The organism is Nocardioides ureilyticus, assembly GCF_051280745.1.
Lineage (GTDB): Bacteria > Actinomycetota > Actinomycetes > Propionibacteriales > Nocardioidaceae > Nocardioides.
Window position 1 is genome coordinate 57,045 of sequence record NZ_JBNCOG010000008.1, and the last position, 17,985, is coordinate 75,029.

At 73.7% G+C, this 17,985-nt stretch carries 21 protein-coding genes; 15 read left to right on the top strand and 6 right to left on the bottom strand.

Features of this window, described 5'->3' with window-relative positions:
• Window positions 1-4: 4 nt before the first annotated feature.
• Both ACSMHG_RS06345 and ACSMHG_RS06350 read right to left on the bottom strand, forming a co-directional pair.
• Complete coding sequence (locus tag ACSMHG_RS06345) at window positions 5-643, bottom strand: VOC family protein (protein WP_435742797.1); 639 nt, start codon at window positions 641-643, stop codon at window positions 5-7.
• 142 nt (window positions 644-785) lie between these two features.
• Window positions 786-1,580 (bottom strand): DUF3109 family protein, encoded by a 795-nt coding sequence (locus ACSMHG_RS06350; protein ID WP_435742800.1) that lies wholly within the window; start codon window positions 1,578-1,580, stop codon window positions 786-788.
• Between the two features lie 62 nt (window positions 1,581-1,642).
• Between ACSMHG_RS06350 and ACSMHG_RS06355 the strand changes: the two genes are divergently transcribed.
• Genes ACSMHG_RS06355 through ACSMHG_RS06400 form a run of 10 tightly spaced genes read left to right on the top strand, consistent with a single transcriptional unit; the run spans window position 1,643 to window position 9,854 of the window.
• Window positions 1,643-2,593 carry a Ppx/GppA family phosphatase gene (locus tag ACSMHG_RS06355; RefSeq protein WP_435742802.1) on the top strand — a complete coding sequence of 317 codons (951 nt, stop codon included), beginning with the start codon at window positions 1,643-1,645 and terminating at the stop codon, window positions 2,591-2,593.
• Window positions 2,590-3,384 carry a sugar phosphate isomerase/epimerase family protein gene (locus ACSMHG_RS06360; RefSeq protein WP_435742804.1) on the top strand — a complete coding sequence of 265 codons (795 nt, stop codon included), beginning with the start codon at window positions 2,590-2,592 and terminating at the stop codon, window positions 3,382-3,384. The genes ACSMHG_RS06355 and ACSMHG_RS06360 overlap by 4 nt, the downstream gene beginning before the upstream one ends.
• The gene (locus ACSMHG_RS06365; RefSeq protein WP_435742806.1) at window positions 3,381-3,965 is read left to right on the top strand and encodes a TetR/AcrR family transcriptional regulator; all 585 of its coding nucleotides are present in this window, start codon (window positions 3,381-3,383) and stop codon (window positions 3,963-3,965) included. The genes ACSMHG_RS06360 and ACSMHG_RS06365 overlap by 4 nt, the downstream gene beginning before the upstream one ends.
• A gap of 27 nt (window positions 3,966-3,992) precedes the next feature.
• The gene (locus ACSMHG_RS06370; RefSeq protein ID WP_435742809.1) at window positions 3,993-4,703 is read left to right on the top strand and encodes an ABC transporter ATP-binding protein; all 711 of its coding nucleotides are present in this window, start codon (window positions 3,993-3,995) and stop codon (window positions 4,701-4,703) included.
• The gene (locus tag ACSMHG_RS06375) at window positions 4,700-5,437 is read left to right on the top strand and encodes an ABC transporter permease (protein WP_435742812.1); all 738 of its coding nucleotides are present in this window, start codon (window positions 4,700-4,702) and stop codon (window positions 5,435-5,437) included. The genes ACSMHG_RS06370 and ACSMHG_RS06375 overlap by 4 nt, the downstream gene beginning before the upstream one ends.
• A 53-nt stretch (window positions 5,438-5,490) precedes the next feature.
• Window positions 5,491-6,438, top strand: a complete 948-nt coding sequence (locus ACSMHG_RS06380) for a proline dehydrogenase family protein (RefSeq protein ID WP_435742815.1) — start codon at window positions 5,491-5,493, stop codon at window positions 6,436-6,438.
• A 9-nt stretch (window positions 6,439-6,447) separates the two neighbouring features.
• Window positions 6,448-7,251 carry a pyrroline-5-carboxylate reductase gene (gene proC / locus ACSMHG_RS06385; RefSeq protein WP_435742818.1) on the top strand — a complete coding sequence of 268 codons (804 nt, stop codon included), beginning with the start codon at window positions 6,448-6,450 and terminating at the stop codon, window positions 7,249-7,251.
• A 37-nt stretch (window positions 7,252-7,288) separates the two neighbouring features.
• Window positions 7,289-8,149 carry a hypothetical protein gene (locus ACSMHG_RS06390; RefSeq protein ID WP_435742821.1) on the top strand — a complete coding sequence of 287 codons (861 nt, stop codon included), beginning with the start codon at window positions 7,289-7,291 and terminating at the stop codon, window positions 8,147-8,149.
• 13 nt (window positions 8,150-8,162) lie between these two features.
• A complete protein-coding gene (locus ACSMHG_RS06395; protein WP_435742824.1) occupies window positions 8,163-8,891 on the top strand; it encodes a mycothiol-dependent nitroreductase Rv2466c family protein in 729 nt (242 codons plus the stop codon).
• A 36-nt stretch (window positions 8,892-8,927) separates the two neighbouring features.
• Window positions 8,928-9,854 carry a haloalkane dehalogenase gene (locus ACSMHG_RS06400; protein WP_435742827.1) on the top strand — a complete coding sequence of 309 codons (927 nt, stop codon included), beginning with the start codon at window positions 8,928-8,930 and terminating at the stop codon, window positions 9,852-9,854.
• Here ACSMHG_RS06400 and ACSMHG_RS06405 read toward each other — a convergent pair.
• Together ACSMHG_RS06405 and ACSMHG_RS06410 are read right to left on the bottom strand one after the other, a co-directional pair.
• Entirely contained in the window at window positions 9,845-10,525 is a 681-nt protein-coding gene (locus ACSMHG_RS06405; RefSeq protein WP_435742830.1) for a TetR/AcrR family transcriptional regulator, read from the bottom strand. The genes ACSMHG_RS06400 and ACSMHG_RS06405 overlap by 10 nt on opposite strands.
• A complete protein-coding gene (locus ACSMHG_RS06410) occupies window positions 10,522-11,313 on the bottom strand; it encodes a DUF2071 domain-containing protein (RefSeq protein ID WP_435742833.1) in 792 nt (263 codons plus the stop codon). The genes ACSMHG_RS06405 and ACSMHG_RS06410 overlap by 4 nt, the downstream gene beginning before the upstream one ends.
• 144 nt (window positions 11,314-11,457) lie before the next feature.
• Between ACSMHG_RS06410 and ACSMHG_RS06415 the strand changes: the two genes are divergently transcribed.
• The 5 genes from ACSMHG_RS06415 to ACSMHG_RS06435 all read left to right on the top strand — a co-directional run bounded on the left by ACSMHG_RS06415 (window position 11,458) and on the right by ACSMHG_RS06435 (window position 15,539).
• Complete coding sequence (locus ACSMHG_RS06415; protein WP_435742836.1) at window positions 11,458-12,654, top strand: acetoin utilization protein AcuC; 1,197 nt, start codon at window positions 11,458-11,460, stop codon at window positions 12,652-12,654.
• 194 nt (window positions 12,655-12,848) lie between these two features.
• A complete protein-coding gene (locus ACSMHG_RS06420) occupies window positions 12,849-13,055 on the top strand; it encodes a helix-turn-helix domain-containing protein (RefSeq protein WP_435742839.1) in 207 nt (68 codons plus the stop codon).
• Between the two features lie 121 nt (window positions 13,056-13,176).
• On the top strand, window positions 13,177-13,278 hold the full coding sequence (locus tag ACSMHG_RS06425) for a 30S ribosomal protein bS22 (protein WP_008356322.1): 102 nt from the start codon (window positions 13,177-13,179) through the stop codon (window positions 13,276-13,278).
• Window positions 13,279-13,294: 16 nt separating this feature from the next.
• Window positions 13,295-14,380: an NAD-dependent epimerase/dehydratase family protein gene (locus ACSMHG_RS06430; protein WP_435742847.1), complete on the top strand. Its 1,086-nt coding sequence runs from the start codon at window positions 13,295-13,297 to the stop codon at window positions 14,378-14,380.
• Window positions 14,373-15,539: a lysophospholipid acyltransferase family protein gene (locus ACSMHG_RS06435; RefSeq protein ID WP_435742849.1), complete on the top strand. Its 1,167-nt coding sequence runs from the start codon at window positions 14,373-14,375 to the stop codon at window positions 15,537-15,539. The genes ACSMHG_RS06430 and ACSMHG_RS06435 overlap by 8 nt, the downstream gene beginning before the upstream one ends.
• A gap of 57 nt (window positions 15,540-15,596) precedes the next feature.
• Here the strand turns inward: ACSMHG_RS06435 and ACSMHG_RS06440 are convergent, their stop codons facing one another.
• Window positions 15,597-16,883 carry a DUF5667 domain-containing protein gene (locus ACSMHG_RS06440; protein WP_435742852.1) on the bottom strand — a complete coding sequence of 429 codons (1,287 nt, stop codon included), beginning with the start codon at window positions 16,881-16,883 and terminating at the stop codon, window positions 15,597-15,599.
• 129 nt (window positions 16,884-17,012) lie between these two features.
• A complete protein-coding gene (locus ACSMHG_RS06445; RefSeq protein ID WP_435742855.1) occupies window positions 17,013-17,816 on the bottom strand; it encodes a sigma-70 family RNA polymerase sigma factor in 804 nt (267 codons plus the stop codon).
• Window positions 17,817-17,985 lie beyond the last annotated feature (169 nt).

Genomic DNA, 17,985 nt, shown 5'->3' on the forward strand with positions numbered 1-17,985 from the left:
ACCGTCAGAGGCGGACCAGCCCGCGGGCGGTCTGCACCTGGGCGGCGATGATGCCCGGGGTGCCGTGGGGGGCGACCCACTCGACCTTGACGTCCTCGAGCGGGGACTCGACGGTCTCGCCGAGCCACTCGCTCACCCGGTGCGGGTCGCCGGCGATCTCGAGCGCCTGCAGCGACCACTCCGGCGCGGCGCCGGCGCTCGGGTGCAGCTCGGCCGGGGTCTCCCACTCGATGAAGAAGGGCAGCTGGGGGTCGGCGATCAGGCCGTTGACGCCGATCTGCTTCCAGCGCAGCTCGGTGCCGTCCGGGCGGTGCCGGTTGCCCTGCGCGGCCTCGCGGCCCAGCCGCTCCTCGACCGGCGCGATGCTGGGGACGGCGACGACCCAGCCGAGCCAGCCGCCGCCGAGGGCGGAGCGGGCGCGGACGGCCTGCCCGAAGGGGGCCTTGTCCGACGCGGGGTGGTCGAGGACCTCGACGATCTCGAGGTAGGTCCCGCCGGCGAGCGGCAGGATCATGTTGCGGGTGCCGAAGCGCGGGTGCACGCCGCCGTCGACGAACTCCCGGCCGAGCAGGGCGCCGATGCGCTGGGCGGTGGCGGCCAGGCCGTCGGGTCCTGCGGCGTAGGAGAGGTGGTCCAGGCGCATGCAGGCATTGTGCGCGAGAGCCGGACATCACCCCGACACTGGGGTCCCGATGTCTTGACGTCGAGAGGTGTCCGTGTCCTCGGTGCCCCGGGCCGCACGCGTGGGAGCGGGCGGGGCGAGGGGCGCGGCGAGGGGGGAGGGGTCAGCTCCCGGGGCCCGGGTCGGCCGGGTGCAGGGCGAGCGCCGAGCGCTGGCGCAGGTGCGCCTCGCAGTGGCGGGCCAGCTCGTCGTACGCCCCCTGTCCGACGAGCGCGACCAGCTCGGCCGCCGAGGTGAGGTAGACCGGCTCCACGGCGACGTGGGCCTCGGTGTTGCCGGTGCAGTACCAGTCGAGGTCGTGGCCGCCCGGCCCCCAGCCGCGGCGGTCGTACTCCCCGATGGAGACCTCGGTGTAGGTGGTGCCGTCGGGGCGCTCGACGTCGCGGAAGGTCCGGCGGATGGGCAGCTGCCAGCACACGTCCGGCTTGGTCTCGAGGGGGTGCTTGCCGAGGACGAAGGCGAGGGCGTGCAGCGCACAGCCGGCTCCCGTGCCGTCGGCGCCCTCGCCGGGGGCGAACCCGGGGCGGTTCTGGAAGACGCAGGCTCGCTGGCCGTCGACCTCGATCGTGAGCGTCTTGCGCTCGCCGTCGTCGTCGACCTCCACCCAGTCCGAGCGTGCGACGCCCCGGCCCTGCGGCTTGAGCTGCCAGAGCTGGTCATCGAGGAGGTCGACGTAGCCCGCCACGCGCTCCTCGTCGGCCTCGTCGGCGAAGTGCGCGCCGAGCGTGCAGCAGCCGACGTCGGGTGCGTCGGCGTAGATGCCCGCGCAGCCGTTGCCGAAGATGCAGGTGTAGGAGGAGGTCAGCCAGGTGAGGTCGCAGCGGAGCACCTCCGTGTCGTCCTCGGGATTGACGAACTCCACCCACGCTCGGGGGAAGTCGAGGTCGACTTCGGGCACGGCGCCACTCTAGGTGGTCGCGCGTGGCGGCCCACTACGGTGCGCGCAGTACGTTGGACCCCATGCGCCTGGGCGTCCTGGACATCGGGTCCAACACCGGTCACCTCCTGGTCGTTGACGCCCACGGGGGCGCGGCGCCGTTGCCGGCGTCCTCGCACAAGCAGCCCCTGCGCCTCGCCGAGCACCTCGACGACGCGGGAGCGGTCACCCAGGCGGGGGTCGACGCGCTGACCGACTTCACCGCCGAGGCGTTGGTGGTGGCCGAGGAGAAGGGCTGCGAGGACCTGCTGGCCTTCGCGACCTCGGCCGTGCGCGACGCGACGAACTCCGACGCGGTCCTCGCCCACGTGCGCGAGCGGACCGGCGTCGACCTCGGCGTGCTGTCGGGTGAGGACGAGGCCCGGCTGACCTTCCTGGCCGTGCGCCGCTGGTTCGGCTGGTCCGCCGGTCGGCTGGCGGTCTTCGACATCGGCGGCGGCTCCCTGGAGATCGCGGCCGGCAAGGACGAGGCGCCCGACGTCGCGTGGTCGCTGCCGCTCGGCGCGGCCCGGCTGGCGCGCACCTGGTTCCCGGAGACGGGTGCCGGCGCTGTCGGCGAGGACTCCCTGCGCGAGGTCCGCAAGCGGATCCGTGCCGAGATCGCCCGGGACGCCGGCCACCTGCTCCGGGCCGGCCGGCCCGACCGGGCCGCCGCGACGTCGAAGACGTTCCGCTCGCTGGCCCGGATCTGCGGTGCCGCGCCCTCGGGCGACGGCCTGCTGGTGCCGCGGAGCCTGCCGCTGGACGCGCTGTGCGACTGGCTCCCGAAGCTCGCCGGGATGGACCACGACGCGCTCGCCGACCTGCCCGGGGTCTCCCCGAGCCGCACCCACCAGATCCTCCCGGGCGCGCTGGTGGCCGAGGCGTGCATGGACATCTTCGACCTGGCGGAGCTCGAGATCTGTCCGTGGGCACTGCGCGAGGGCGTGATCCTCGAGCGGCTCGACCGGCTCAGCGTGCTGGGGGACGCGTGAGCGGCGCGCCGCGGGTCGGGCTCTCCACCTCCTCGGTCTACCCCGAGTCAGCGGCGCACGCCTTCGGCTGGGCCGCCACGCTCGGCTACGACACCGTCGAGGTGATGGTGGCGCTGGACCGGGTCAGCCAGCAGCCGGCGATGGTCAAGCGGCTCTCCGAGCACCACGGCGTGCCGGTGAGCGCCATCCACGCCCCGTGCCTGCTCTTCACCCAGCGGGTCTGGGGGACCGAGCCGTGGGCCAAGCTCGAGCGCTCCGCCGAGATGGCGCACACCGTCGGCGCGGAGGTCGTGGTCGTGCACCCGCCGTTCCGGTGGCAGAAGGAGTACGCCGCCGGCTTCGTCGACGGCATCGCGGCGCTGGAGGAGTCGACCGGGATCGCCTTCGCGGTCGAGAACATGTACCCGTGGCGCGCCTCCCAGCGGCGCGGGGTGGAGATGTACGTGCCGGGGTGGGACCCGTCCACCGAGCCGTACGCCAACACCACGATCGACCTCTCCCACGCCGCCATCGCCCAGACCGACCCCGTCGCGATGGCGGAGCGGCTGGGCGACCGGCTGCGCCACATCCACCTCACCGACGGCACCGGCTCGGCGAAGGACGAGCACCTGGTGCCCGGGCGCGGCGCGATGGACGCCGCCGGCTTCCTGCGCCATCTGGCCGCCACCGGCTTCTCCGGCGAGGTGGTCCTCGAGATCAACACCCGCCGCTGCGGCACCAGGGCCGAGCGTGAGGCGGACCTCCGCGAGTCCCTGGAGTTCGCCCGCGCGCACCTCGCGGTCCACGCGTGAGCCCCCGGGGCCGACGACCGGGGGCCCCGGACACCAGGGCCGCGATCCTGGCCGCGGCGCGGGAGCGCTTCGCCGAAGGGGGCCTCGCCGGTACGTCGGTCCGCTCGGTCGCCGCGGCGGCCGGGGTGGACCCAGCGCTGGTGCACCACTACTTCGGCACGAAGGACGACCTCTTCCTCGCCGCGCTCGAGCTGCGCGTCGACCCGCGGGAGGCGGTGCGCCCGGTCGTCGAGGCCGGCCTCGAGGGGGCCGGCGAGCGCCTGGTCCGCCTCCTGCTCGACGTCTGGGACGACGAGGAGACCCGGCTGCCGTTGCTGGCGGTCCTGCGGGGGATCGGCGAGCCGAACGGCCAGCGGCTGCTGCGCGACGGCGTGCTCCGCATGGTCCTCGGCCCGCTCGTGGGCGGCCTCGGTGTGGACCAGCCCGAGCGTCGGGCCGTGCTGCTGGCCACCCAGCTCGTCGGGGTGGTGGTGCTGCGCTACCTCCTCCAGGCGGAGCCCCTGGCGTCGGCGGGCCGGGAGCAGGTGGTGGCGACGTACGCGCCGGTGGTGCAGCGGTTCCTCGCCGACCCCTTGCCCTAGGCGTCGACCAGGAGCACAATTCAACACATGGTGAATTCAGTGGTGCGGGTGACCGGGCTGCGGGTCGTCCGGGGCGGGCGCCCCGTCCTCGACGGGCTCGACCTGGAGATCGGCAGCGGCGTCACCGGGCTCCTCGGGCCGTCGGGATGCGGCAAGTCGACGCTGCTGCGCGCGACGGTGGGCGTGCAGCGCACGGCCGGCGGGACGGTCGAGGTCCTCGGCCACCCCGCCGGCAGTCGCCCGCTACGGCACCGGGTCGGCTACGTGACCCAGGCGGCCTCGGTCTACGACGACCTCACGGTCGCCGAGAACCTCCGCTTCTTCGCCCGGGTGCTGGACGTGGGTCCCGACGCGGTGGGCCGCGCCGTGGACGCGGTCGACCTCGGCGCGTTCCGCGACGCCGTCGTCGGCCGGCTCTCCGGCGGGCAGCGCAGCCGGGCCAGCCTCGCCGTCGCGCTGCTGCGCTCGCCGGAGCTGCTGGTGCTCGACGAGCCCACCGTGGGGCTCGACCCGGTCCTGCGGCGCGACCTGTGGGAGCTCTTCCACCGCCTGGCCGCGGAGGGGGCAGCCGTCCTCGTCTCGAGTCACGTGATGGACGAGGCCGAGCGGTGCGACCGGCTGCTGCTCATGCGCGAGGGCCGGATCATCGCCGACGACAGCCCGGGCGGCGTGAAGCAGCGCGCCGGTGCGCCCGACGTCGAGTCGGCCTTCCTCGCCCTGGTCGAGGGCGCCGCATGAGCGCCCGGGTCACCCTCGCCGTGGCCGGGCGGGTCCTCGTCCAGCTGCGCCGCGACCACCGGACGCTGGCGATGCTGCTGGTGCTCCCCTGCCTGCTCATCGCGCTGCTCGCCTGGATGTACGACGACACCGGCGGTGCGACGTTCGACCGGGTCGGTCCGGCCCTGCTCGCGATCTTCCCCTTCGTCGTCATGTTCCTGGTCACCAGCGTCACCACCCTGCGCGAGCGCTCCAGCGGGACCCTCGAGCGCCTGCTGGCCATGCCGACCGGCCGGCTGGACCTGCTCGGCGGCTACGCCCTGGCGTTCGGGCTGGTCGCGGCCGTGCAAGCGGCCCTGGCGGTCGGGGTGAGCGTCGGCTTCCTCGGCCTCGACGTGGTCGGGGACGTGTGGCTGCTCGGGGTGGTCGCCGTGGCGGACGCCGTCCTCGGCACGGCCCTCGGACTCCTGGTGAGCGCCTTCGCCCGCACCGAGTTCCAGGCCGTGCAGTTCATGCCGGCCCTCGTGGTGCCGCAGATCCTCCTGTGCGGCCTCTTCGTGCCGCGGGACGTCCTGCCGGCAGCCCTCGGGGCGCTGAGCGACCTGCTGCCCCTGTCCTACGCCACCGACGCGATGCTGCACCTGACCCGGTCGACCTCCGCCGGAGCGGTCTGGACCGACCTCGCCGTCGTCGCCGGGTTCGCCCTCGGCTGCCTCACGCTGGGCGCGGCCACCCTGCGGCGGCGTACGCCGTGAGGTGGTCCGCCCTGTCGCACCCGCCGGTTCGGTGGGCGACGTAACCTCCCTGCATGGCCCTGCTCCGTCAGCCCCTCCTGGCGCTCGCGCGCAGCGCCAGGGTCCGTGAGCTGGTGACCACGTCGCCGGTCTCCAGCGGCGTCGTCCGTGGCTACGTGCCGGGGGAGACCACCCAGGCGGTGGTGGGCGCCGCGGCTGACCTGGTCGACGACGGGCTGAAGGTCACCCTCGACTTCCTCGGCGAGGACACGACCGACCACGCCCGGGCCGACGCCACGGTCGAGGCGTACGTCGAGGTGCTCGGCCAGCTCTCGGCACGAGGGCTGGCCCGCCACGTCGAGGTCTCGGTCAAGCTCTCCGCCATCGGCCAGGCCCTGCCGCGCTCCGAGCGCGGCGACGGCCACCGGGTGGCGCTGGAGAACGCGCGCACCATCTGCAGGGCCGCCCGCAACGCCGGCACCACGGTCACCCTCGACATGGAGGACCACACCACCACCGACTCGACGCTGGCGATCCTGCGCGACCTCCGCAAGGACTTCCCGGAGACGGGCGCGGTGCTGCAGGCCTACCTCCACCGCACCGAGGCCGACTGCCGGTCGCTGGCCCACGAGGGGTCGCGGGTGCGGCTGTGCAAGGGCGCCTACGACGAGCCCGAGGAGGTCGCCTACCAGTCGCGGCTCGAGGTCGACACGTCGTACGTGCGCTGCCTCAAGACGCTCCTCTCCGGCCAGGGCTACCCCATGATCGCCACCCACGACCCCCGGATGATCGAGATCGCCTGCTCGCTGGCGAACCGGTACGGCCGGGACCAGGGCAGCTACGAGTTCCAGATGCTCTACGGCGTCCGGCCCGAGGAGCAGCGCCGGCTGGCGGCCTCGGGGGAGAGCGTCCGGGTGTACGTCCCCTACGGCGCCGAGTGGTACGGCTACCTGATGCGCCGCCTCGCGGAGCGCCCGCAGAACCTGTCATTCTTCGTGCGGTCACTGATCTCGAAGAAGTAGGGGCAAGCCATGTCGCAGACCGCGATCCTCGGCGCCGGCGTCATGGGGGAGACCCTCCTCTCCGGGCTGGTCCGCGCCGGCCGTCGCGTCGATGACCTCCTGGTGGGCGAGAAGCGGGCCGAGCGGGCCCGCGAGCTCGAGGAGCGGTACGGCGTCTCCGTCGTCACCAACCTCGACGCGGCCGCGAAGGCCGACACCGTGGTGGTGGTCGTGAAGCCGCAGGACATGGCCGACGTGCTCGAGGAGATCTCGCCGGTCCTGCGGGCGGGGCAGCTCGTCGTCTCGCTGGCGGCCGGGATCACCACCGGCTTCATCGAGGCCCGCGTGCCCGCGGGGGTCTCGGTCGTCCGGGTCATGCCGAACACCCCGGCCCTGGTCGACGAGGGGATGGCCGCCATCTCGCCCGGCTCCCACTGCTCGGAGGCCGACCTCGCGGAGGTCGAGGCGCTGATGGGCTCCGTCGGCCGGGTGGTGCGGATCCCCGAGCGGCAGCAGGACGCGGTCACCGCGATCAGCGGCTCGGGCCCGGCCTACATCTTCTTCGTCGTCGAGTCGATGATCGAGGCGGGCGTCCACCTCGGGCTGCCCCGCGCCACGGCCTCGGACCTGGTCATCCAGACCCTCGTCGGGTCGGCGCGCATGCTCCGGGAGACCGGCACCCACCCGACGGTCCTGCGGGAGCAGGTGACCTCTCCCGGCGGCACCACCGCCGCGGCGCTGCGCGAGCTGGAGATCCACAAGGTGCGCGCCGCGTTCCTCGCGGCGATGGAGGCCGCCCGCGACCGCTCTCGCGCCCTGGCCGAGGGCTCCTGACTCGGAACCGGTCGTGGCCGCGGCACGTCACTCCGCCATGAGGTCAGCCCCTGCCGTCGTGCTGCTGCTCCTGGCCGGCTGCGGCTCGTCGGAGGTGGTGGTGGTCGACCCGCACGGTGCGCCTCCCGAGCCGTACGACGGCCCGATGACCGCCCCGGTGTCGTACGCCGACCGGGCGACGCCGCTGGAGCGGTCGGGGGCCGCAGGGCTGGCGCTCGAGTGCGACGGCGAGCCCTGGGCCGGCGGCAGCGGGTCCTACGACGACGGCCTCGCGGAGGTCTCCGGCTCCGTCGACGACGTCGTCGCTGACTGGGTCGAGGACGCGTGGCCGGGCTACGTGCCGACCGAGGGCTACCGCGTCGAGCGGGTCGACGGCGACCGCGTGCTGCTCTCCCTCGACGTCGACCGGCGCACCCGCGTGGCGGTCATCGCCCACGGGGAGGTCACCGACTACCGGCACGAGACCGGCTGGGGCGTCGAGTCCTGGGCGCAGTGCGACGTCTCCGAGCTGCCGCCCGAGGTCTCCGACCAGCTGGGGATCGGCGTCTGGACCGACGAGGCCGGCGACCGGGTGCCCACCGACGCCGTGCGCTCCTTCGCCGGCTCCGAGCACTGCGACTGGCAGGACGCGACCTTCCTGCGGCTGGGCAGCGACGAGGGCGGGCCAGAGGCGGACGTCGCGGAGTACCTGCGCGACCCGAGCGGCGAGCTCGACCAGCTCACCCACGGCTCGTTCGAGGCCCGCTCGACGCTGCCGGAGGCCGCTCGGGACACCGGTTGGTCGCGCGACGGCCGCCGGCTCTGGCTCACCGACGACGCGGCGTACCTCGTCAGCGCCGACGACCCGGGCGACGTCGAGCGCTGGCCGGCGACCCGGGAACCGGTGGGATGCGCCTGACACACTCGCTCCCATGAGCGCGTCCGAGCCCAGCAGCACCGTCCGGTTCTGGTTCGACCCCGTCTGCCCCTTCGCCTGGCTCACCAGCAGGTGGGTGCGCACGGTGCAGGAGCAGCGGGGCTTCGAGGTCCAGTGGCAGCTCATCTCCCTGCGCCTGCTCAACAAGGACGTCGACTACGACAGCCACTTCCCGCCGGAGTACGAGGCCGGCCACACCGCTGGCCTGCGCCTGCTCCGGGTGTGCGCGCAGGCGCGCGCCGACCACGGCAACGAGGCGGTCGGCCGGCTCTACGACGTGCTGGGCCGGCGGATCCACGAGGTGGCCGGCCTCGGGGCGGGGGAGCGCGGCACCGCGGACTTCCTCCTGCCGGCGCTCGAGGAGGCCGGCCTGCCGGCGTCCCTCGCCGACGCGTTGGACGACACCGCGCACGACCGCCTGCTCCAGGCCGAGACCGACGAGGCCCTCGCGCTGACCGGCAAGGACGTCGGCACGCCGATCCTCCAGGTCGACGACGGCCCTGGGTTCTTCGGCCCCGTGATCAGCCGCCTGCCCTCCGAGGAGGACGCCGCCCGGCTGTGGGACCACGTGACCGGCCTGGTCGCCTTCCCCGGCTTCGCCGAGCTCAAGCGCAGCCTGCGCGAGATGCCGCAGCTGCGGTCCTTCGGCGTCGACCCCGACGCCGCCGACGGCCCGGGCGCCGAGGAGGACTGGCACGCTGGCAGCCGCCGGCCCCAGAAGTGAGTACCGAGAAGTGACGACCCGCGACGTGAGGACCCCGTGAAGACCCTGCGCACCCCCGACGACCGCTTCGCCGCCCTGCCGGACTTCCCCTGGGAGCCGTCGTACGCGGAGGTGGCCGACCCCGACGACCCCGACGGCGCGACGCTGCGGATGGCGTACGTCGACGCCGGGCCCGCGGACGCCCCGGTCGTCCTCCTGCTCCACGGCGAGCCGACCTGGTCCTTCCTGTACCGCCACGTCATCCAGCAGGTGGTCGACGCCGGCCTGCGCGCGGTCGCCCCCGACCTGGTCGGGTTCGGCCGGAGCGACAAGCCGACGCGTACCGAGGACCACTCGTTCGCCCGCCACGTCGAGTGGGTCCGCTCGCTCGTCCTCGACCACCTCGACCTGCGCGAGGCCACGCTCGTCGGCCAGGACTGGGGCGGCCTCATCGGCCTGCGGCTGGTGGCCGAGCACCCCGACCGGTTCGCCCGCGTCGTCGCCGCCAACACCGGCCTGCCGACGGGTGACTTCGACATGCCCGAGATCTGGTGGCAGTTCCGCCGGGCCGTGGAGTCGGCGGAGGTGATGGAGGTGAGCCGCTTCGTCGCGTCGGGATGCGTGCGCGGGCTGTCGGAGGAGGCGATGGCGGCCTACGACGCGCCGTTCCCCGACGAGACCTACAAGGCCGGCCCCCGCGTCATGCCGACGCTCGTGCCGACCAGCACCGACGACCCGGCGACCGAGGCGAACCGCGCCGCGTGGGAGCAGCTGTCGCGGTGGGAGAAGCCGTTCCTCACGGCGTTCTCCGACTCCGACCCGATCACGGGTGCGATGGGGCCGATCCTGCAGCGGACGGTCCCCGGCGCCGCGGCCCTCGAGCACCCCATGCTCGAGCGGGCCGGCCACTTCCTGCAGGAGGACGCCGGCGCCGAGCTCGGCCGGGTGGTCGTGGAGCTGGTCAGGGCGCCCGGTCAGCCCTGACGCAGCGCGGCCAGCAGGTCGACGACGTCGTCGACGACGCCACGCACCACGGGCAGCCGGGAGAGCCGCACGAGACGGTCGACCACCGGCACCACCCGTTCGGCGAGCAGGCGGCTGCGCTCCTGGTCCGGGCTGGCGTCGTGGACCCAGTGGAGCACCAGGCCCATGTGCAGCAGCCAGAGCAGCTCCGGCAGCTCCCGGCGCAGCCCGGGGGCGAGCCGGAGGTCGGACCCGGTGACCACACGCTCGAAGATCGCGGTGCTCGCCGCCCGGGCCGGCGCGGACTCCGGGCTGAACGGCGACAGCGGGCTGCGCGGGTCGGCCGCGTGGCGGAAGAACTGCGTGGCGAGCGCGTGGTGCGGCCGTGCCACCTCGGGCCAAGCGTCGAGGACGACCCGCAGGCGCCCCGCGAAGCCGCGCTCCGAGGCCAGCGCCTCGTCCACGGCTGCGGCGTGCGCGACCTGCACGGCGTCGTAGAACGCCTGGACGAGGTGCTGCTTGGAGTCGAAGTAGTAGTAGGCGTTGCCCAGCGACACGCCCGCCTCCTCGGCGATCGCGCGCATGGTGGCGCCGTCGTAGCCGTCGCGGTGGAACAGGCGCATCGCGGCCTCGGCGATCGCGGCACGGGTCCGCTCCGCCCGGGCCGTCCGGGCGGTCGGCGGCACGGTCACCGCGGCACCGTCCACGTCACGGGGACCTCCCGCATGACGAGCGCGTGGTCGAGCACGGCGCTGCCGGTGGGGAAGACCGACGTGTCCTCGAAGTACGTCGACCGCGCGGCGACGACGTCGACCGGAGCCACCCGCCAGGCGGAGGTCCGGAGCTCGAGCGCCTCGAGGCGGCCCTCTCGGCGCGTCGGGGACCAGCCGAGCGCACCGGCCTCGAAGAAGGCCGACGCCTCTGCCACGGTGCCGAAGACCTCCGAGGCGAAGGCCTCCGGTCCGGGGCCGGCGGCGCCGGCGTCCCGCAGGGCGACCTCGACCTCGACGGCGGCGGAGCCGTCGTCGGCGGTGAACCCCACGTGGAGGCGCCGGGCGTCCTCGTCGACGTCGAACCGGGCATGGTGGTGCACGCCGGGGAAGAGCCGCCCGCCGAGCAGCACGTTCGCCCACGCGTCGCTGTCCCGGCGAGGCACGTAGACTCCGGTCCCCACGCTGCCGTCGGGCCGGTCCCACTCGACCGAGAACCGGTGGGCGGCGTTCTCGCTGCCGATGCCGAGCCGGGCGGGCAGTGCCGCCGGCCGGACGGAGCCCAGGCGGATCAGGCAGATGCCCGCCATCGCGTGCCCGTCCACCGTCTGCGGGCGGAAGCCCGGCGGCAGGAGGCCGGCGGCGACCTCGGGATCGACGCGGTAGTTGACCAGCAGGCGGCGCTCGATCTCGCTCGCGATCCTCGGCAGGCGCCCTGCCGTCCCGCCGGCCGCCCGCACTACGCGCCCGCCGTCGCTCGTGGTCCTCATCGCGCACCGTCGCTTCCCCCGCCGTGGGTGTCGGCAGGGAGCCGACCCTAGCGCCATTTTGAACGCGTTCAACATCAAGTTGCCGCGTACAGAGGCCCGGGTCCGGATCGGCCGAGGGGTGCGCGGCCGAGTAGCGTCGCGCCCATGCCCGCATGCGAGGGACCGGCCACGGTCGTCTTCGACCCGAGCCTGACCGAGTACGACTTCGGCCCGGCGCACCCGATGTCGCCGCTCCGGGTCGACCTGACGATGCGGCTGGCGGCCGAGCTCGGGGTGACGGCCGTCGGCGGGGGCCCCGGGCTGCGGCTGGTTCCCGCCCCGGTCGCCGACCTCGACCTCATCGCGACCGTCCACGACCCCCGGCTCATCGAGGCGGTCGAGCGGGCTGGGGCGACCGTGGAGCCGGACCTGGCGCGCGGGCTGGGCACCGACGACAACCCCGTGTTCCCCTCGATGCACCACGCCGCAGCGCACGTGGTGGGCGCGAGCGTCGAGGCCTTCCGCCAGGTGTGGTCGGGGGAGTCGCTGCACTCGGCGAACGTCACCGGAGGGCTGCACCACGCGATGCCCGACCGGGCCAGCGGGTTCTGCATCTACAACGACGTCGCCGTCGGCATCCGCCACCTGCTCGACCAGGGCGCGCAGCGGGTCGCCTACGTCGACATCGACGTCCACCACGGCGACGGGGTCGAGCGGATCTTCTGGGACGACCCGCGGGTCCTCACCATCTCGCTGCACGAGACAGGGCAGATGCTCTTCCCGGGCACCGGCTTCCCCGACGACCTCGGCGGGCCGGACGCGGTGGGCTCGGCGGTCAACGTCGCACTCCCGCCCGGTACGTCGGACGCGGGCTGGCTGCGGGCCTTCCACGCGGTGGTCCCGCCCTTGCTGCGCGAGTTCCAGCCGGAGGTGCTGGTCACCCAGCACGGGTGCGACTCGCACGCCGACGACCCGCTGGCCCACCTGATGCTCACCGTCGACGGTCAGCGCGCCGCGTACCTGGCCCTCCACGACCTGGCCCACGAGGTCGCGGGCGGTCGGTGGGTCGTGACCGGTGGCGGTGGCTACGCCCTGGTCGAGGTCGTCCCGCGGGCGTGGACCCACCTGCTCGCCATCGTCGCCGGCCGGCCGCTGGACCCGCTGCTGGAGACGCCCGGAGGGTGGCGCGAGCACGTGCGTGAGCACCTGGACCGGACGGCCCCCTTCCGGATGACCGACGGCCGGAACCCGGCGTACCGGGACTGGCGCGACGGCTACGACCCCGACACCTGGCTCGACCGGGCGATCCACGCCACGCGGTCGGCGGCGTTCCCGCACCACGGGCTCGACCCGTTTCCGTGAGCTGACCGGCCCTCGAAGGGCCTTTTCCGCGATAGCTCCGAGGCGTCACGCAAGTCAACACGCCGTAGACCACTGGAGTTTCTTTGGGATTCCCCTTCCCCAGCAGTCACAGCAGCCCCTATTCTCGCCGGAGCGCGTCCGTGTGCTCGCCGGTGGGGAAGCCGGTGGCGGGCGCAGGGAAAGCACGGTGTGCCATGGCTGCCAACTCGCCGGGGGAGATCTCCGACGCCAAGTTCCTGACCGTCGCCGAGGTCGCGTCGATGATGCGCGTCTCGAAGATGACGGTCTACCGACTCGTCCACGGCGGCGAGCTCGCCGCCGTCCGCGTGGGTCGCTCGTTCCGCGTCCGCGAGGAGGACGCCAACGAGTACATCCGTCGCAGCTTCTACGACGCCGGCTGAGGCGCCCCGGTCCTGGGTCCACCGGTCGGCCCGATTCCGCGGGCCTCCACCCGCCAAGTAGGCTGTCCCGGTCCCCTGGGGCCAGTCCTGGGGCACCTGATCGGCTGTCGAGAGGTTTCCTGTGGGTTCTGTCATCAAGAAGCGGCGCAAGCGCATGGCCAAGAAGAAGCACCGCAAGCTGCTGAAGAAGACGCGCGTCCAGCGGCGCAAGCTCGGCAAGTAGGGCTCGCGCGGCGGCTGTGGTGGCCAGCGGACGGGTCGTGCTCGTCACCGGGGTCTCACGTGACCTCGGGCGACGTTTTGCGCGCTCGCTCGCGGCCGACCCCACCGTCGACCGCGTCATCGGCGTGGACGTCGTGCCCCCGCGGGGGGACCTCGGCGACGTCTCCTTCGTCCGGGCGGACATCCGCAACCCGGTCATCGCCAAGGTCATCGCCAAGGAGGACGTCGACACCGTCGTCCACATGAGCGTCATCTCCACCCCGGCCGACGCCGGCGGGCGCGGGACGATGAAGGAGCTCAACGTCATCGGCACCATGCAGCTGCTCGCGGCGTGCCAGAAGGCGACGAGCGTGCGGCACCTGGTCGTGAAGTCGACGACGACCGTGTACGGCGCCAGCAGCCGCGACCCGGCGATGTTCACCGAGGACATGGAGCCGCGTCGCGCGCCGCGCAGCGGCTACGCCAAGGACGTCGCCGAGATCGAGGGCTACGTCCGGGGCTTCGCGCGCCGGCGCGCCGACGTCCGGGTCACCCAGCTGCGCTGCGCCAACGTGATCGGCCCGGACGTCAGCAGCCCGATCACCTCCTACTTCCGGCTGCCGGTGATCCCGACCGTGGTCGGGTACGACCCTCGTATGCAGTTCCTCCACGAGCACGACCTGCTCGCCGTCCTCCGGCACGCGACCGTCGAGGACGTCCCCGGGACCTTCAACGTCGCCGGTGACGGGGTGCTCGTGCTGTCGCAGGCGATCCGCCGCCTCCAGCGGCCGTCGGTCGCGCTGCCCGGCTTCGCGGTCGGCAGCCTGGGGACGGCGCTGCGCCGGGCGCGGCTGGCCGACTTCTCGCCCGAGCAGATCGCCTTCCTGACCTACGGACGCGGGGTCGACACCACGCGGATGCGTGCGGTCCTCGGGTTCGAGCCGGCCTACACCACCGAGCAGGCCTTCGCCGACTTCGGCCGGTCGATGCCGGTCATCGGTGGCCACGCCGACCGGGTGCTCGGCGCCCTGGAGGAGCAGCTGGCCCGCGGCGCCGCTCGTCCGCTCACCCCGCACGCCGGTCTCGCGGCGGGCACCGCCGAGCAGGAGGGCCACCATGGGTGACGCCGAGATCATCCCGATCGGGACGCGCGGCCGCCCTGGACGCGGCACCGGCAAGGCGCCCTCGTCGGCGGCCCGCGACCTCGCGGGAGCATCGGGCGGGAAGCAGCGGCAGGGCTCGAGGCCGGCCGCGGACGCCCGGAGCGCCCGGGACGCCGAGCAGCGGCGGGCGGAGCAGCAGCCGTCGCGTGAGCCGGTGGAGCCGGTCGAGCCCGGCCCTGCCCCCGCCCCACGCCCGCCGGCCACCACGGAGGAGCGTGATGCCCAGGGCATCCCCGTCTCGGACTGGCTCGCGGCCTTCCAGGGCGCAGCCCGGGAGCTCTTCGGTGACCAGTGGGAGCCCCAGCTCGCGCGGTTCCTGGCCTTCCTGCGCCGCCGGGTCACCGGCGACTACGTCGTCGACGAGTACGGCTTCGACGCCGAGGTCACCCAGCGCTTCTTCATGGCCGCCCTGCGTCCCATCGCCGACCGGTGGTTCCGCATCGAGGTCCGTGGCGTCGAGAACATCCCTACCGACGGTGGCGCGCTCGTCGTCTCCAACCACTCCGGGACCGTGCCCGTCGACGGCCTGATGACGATGGTCGCCGTCCACGACCACGTGGGCCGGTTCCTGCGCCCTCTGGGTGCGGACCTGGTCTTCCGCACGCCGGTGCTCTCCACCCTGGCACGCAAGGGCGGCGCGACCCTGGCCTGCAGCGAGGACGCCGAGCGGATGCTGAGCGGCGGCGAGCTGGTCGGGGTCTGGCCGGAGGGCTTCAAGGGCATCGGCAAGCCCTACTCCGACCGGTACAAGCTCCAGCGCTTCGGTCGCGGGGGGTTCGTCTCGGCCGCGCTGCGGACCGGCGTCCCCATCATCCCGCTCTCGGTCGTGGGTGCCGAGGAGATCTACCCCCTGGTGGGCAACGTCCCCTCGCTGGCGCGGCTGCTCGGGCTGCCCTACGTGCCGATCACGCCGTTCTTCCCGTGGCTGGGCCCGCTCGGCCTGGTTCCGCTGCCGTCCAAGTGGCTGCTCGAGTTCGGGGAGCCGGTGCGCACCGACGAGTACGACGAGGGTGCGGCCGACGACCCGATGCTCGTGTTCAACGTGACCGACCAGGTCCGCGAGTCGATCCAGCAGACGCTCTACACGCTGCTCATGCAGCGCCAGTCCGTCTTCCGCTGACGATCCGGTCCGGACGGTCCGGGCCCCGTGGGGCCCGTCCAGTGCGGGCCGGCAGGGTCAGGGCTTCTCGGTCGTCGTGGGCGCCGGCGGGAGCAGGCCACCGACGAGCCCTCCGACGCCACCGACGACGCCGCCCACACCCTCGACGACGTCCTCGAGGAGCTCGGGCACGGTGGTCGGCGGGCTGGTGGTGTTGCCGCGGGAGCCGCTGGACCCGCCGCCTCCGAGAACGCCGCCGACCACACCGCCGACGACGTCGCCGAGCGTGCTCGGGTTGCCGCCGGGCTGCTTGCTGCCGGGGCCGTCGGTCTTGCCGCCGCCGAGGAAGGGGGACGTGGTGGTCGACGCCCCGGGCTGCTGCGTCTGCTGGCCGCCCGGCTTCGCGCCATTCTTGCGGACGTCCGTGCCGGACTTGCCGCCCTGGTCGCCGCCGGCCTTCTGCCCCTCCTGCGCCGCGACCGGCTCGATCGGCCCGAGCAGGGCGCCGGCGAGCCCGCCGACGATGCCCTCGACCGCCCGGACGGCGAACGGCGGGATGACCGAGATGCCCTCGCCGCCGCAGACCGTGCACAGCGACGCGGCATGCGCGTCGATCTGGGTGAGGAGCTGGGCGACCTGGATCAGGGAGGCGCGTGCGCCGTCGGGCAGGACCGACTCGAGGCCGGCCAGCGCGTCCATGCTGCTGGCGGTGAAGTCCCGGAGCTGCGCGATGGCGTCCGCGCTGCCGTTCTCCTCGTAGTCGGAGATGAGGAGGTCGGAGGCCTCGCTCGCCTGCTCCATGAAGGTCGCCAGGGTCAGGGAGATGGTCTCGGTCGTCTCGGTCTGCGGGGCCTCCTCCGAGCGGCTGAGGGCCTGGACCTCGTGGAGCCGGCCGGTGGCGTTGTCGAGGAGCGTGGAGCCCTTCTGGTTCGGGCTGACGCTGAACTCCGTCTGCACGTTCTCGATGGCGCGCTTGAGCGGGTAGAGCGTCTCCCCCGGCAGGGCGGAGTCCGCGGCGACCGCCATGGAGGTGGTCGCGCCGACGATCGCGATGCCGCCGACGGCAGCGGCGATCCGCCGGTCGCGGGGGCTGCGGCGGGGCGTGATGGTGAGGCGCTCGTCGACGGCGGCTGCCGAGGCGTCGCTGCCGACCGGTGCCAGGGCGGTCGCGGCCTCGGCCATCAGCCGGCCTCGGAGGTCGCTGACGAAGTCGGCGCGGGGCTCGACGGGGGCACTGTGGCGCAGGGCGCCGACCAGCTCGGCCAGCTCCATGGTCCGCGTGTCGTGCAGCTCGCGGGTCGAGGTGCCCTCGACCAGGGAGTTGAACTCCTCGGCGCGCCGTCGCGCCGCGAACACGGGGCTCATCGGGTCCGTCCTGTCATCTGGGTCGCGACCGCGCGGTGGTGCGCGGACACCCCGGTCAACGAGTCGCCGGCGGCGAAGGTTACGCAGTGTGACCCACGCAGCAGACGCGTGTCGCGGATGTGTGCTAGCTCAGCCACGAAGACCCTCCGGCATCAGCTTGGCGAGGTTGCGCACGCCGCGCAGCTGCAGCTGCTTGACGGCCCCGTCGCTACGGCCGAGCACGGCCGCGGTCTCCGCGATGCTCATGCCCTGGAGGAACCGCATGACCAAGCAGTCGCGCTGCTCGTCAGGCAGCTGGGTGAGCGCCTGGAGGAGGATCTCGTTGGTGAGACCGGCGAGGACGGCCGACTCGGGGCCCTCCGTCGTGTCGTCGTGCTGACCCATGTCCTCGGTGGTCAGCTCGAGGCGGGTGCGGCCGGCCTTGAAGTGGTCGGTCGCGAGGTTCCTGGCGATGGTCATCAGCCAGGCGCCGAAGTCCTTGCCCTGCCACCGGAAGTTCTGCATCGAGCGGAGCGCGCGGAAGAACGTCTCCGAGGTGAGGTCCTCGGCCAGCGGGGCGGAGCGGGTCCGGTAGAAGAGGAACCGGTAGACCGAGCCCTGGTAGTGGTCGTAGAGGAGGCCGAACGCCTCGGCGTCGCCCTGCCGGGCGAGCTCCACCAGGGCGATCAGCCGCGTGCGCTCCTCCTCGCAGTCCTCCGAGGAGGCCGCGAGCGCGCGGTCGCCGTACGAGCCGTCCGGTCCCGAACCAGGCCCGGTGCCCGGCACGGCGTGGTCGATGTCGAGGTGGGCCTCGCTGGGAGCCACGTCGGTCCACAGGGCGCCGGCCCCGCCTGCGAGCGCGGGTGTGGCCGGGAGTGCGTCGACCAGCAGGCGTGCCAGCTCGACGCGCAGGGCTTCGAGCCCACGCGTGATGCCAGCACCGTCCCACGGCATGTGCGGTTCCCCTCCCGACGAGCGGCTCTCCCCCGAGCCGACCTCGATGGTAGGCCGGATCCGGGCCCCGGGGAATGAAAATCCCGAAGATATGTCTAGACCGAGCCGGACCTGGATAAGGGTGGAGGTTCGGTTCCACGCCGGCTCGGCCGGCTCGTCGGCCGGTCTG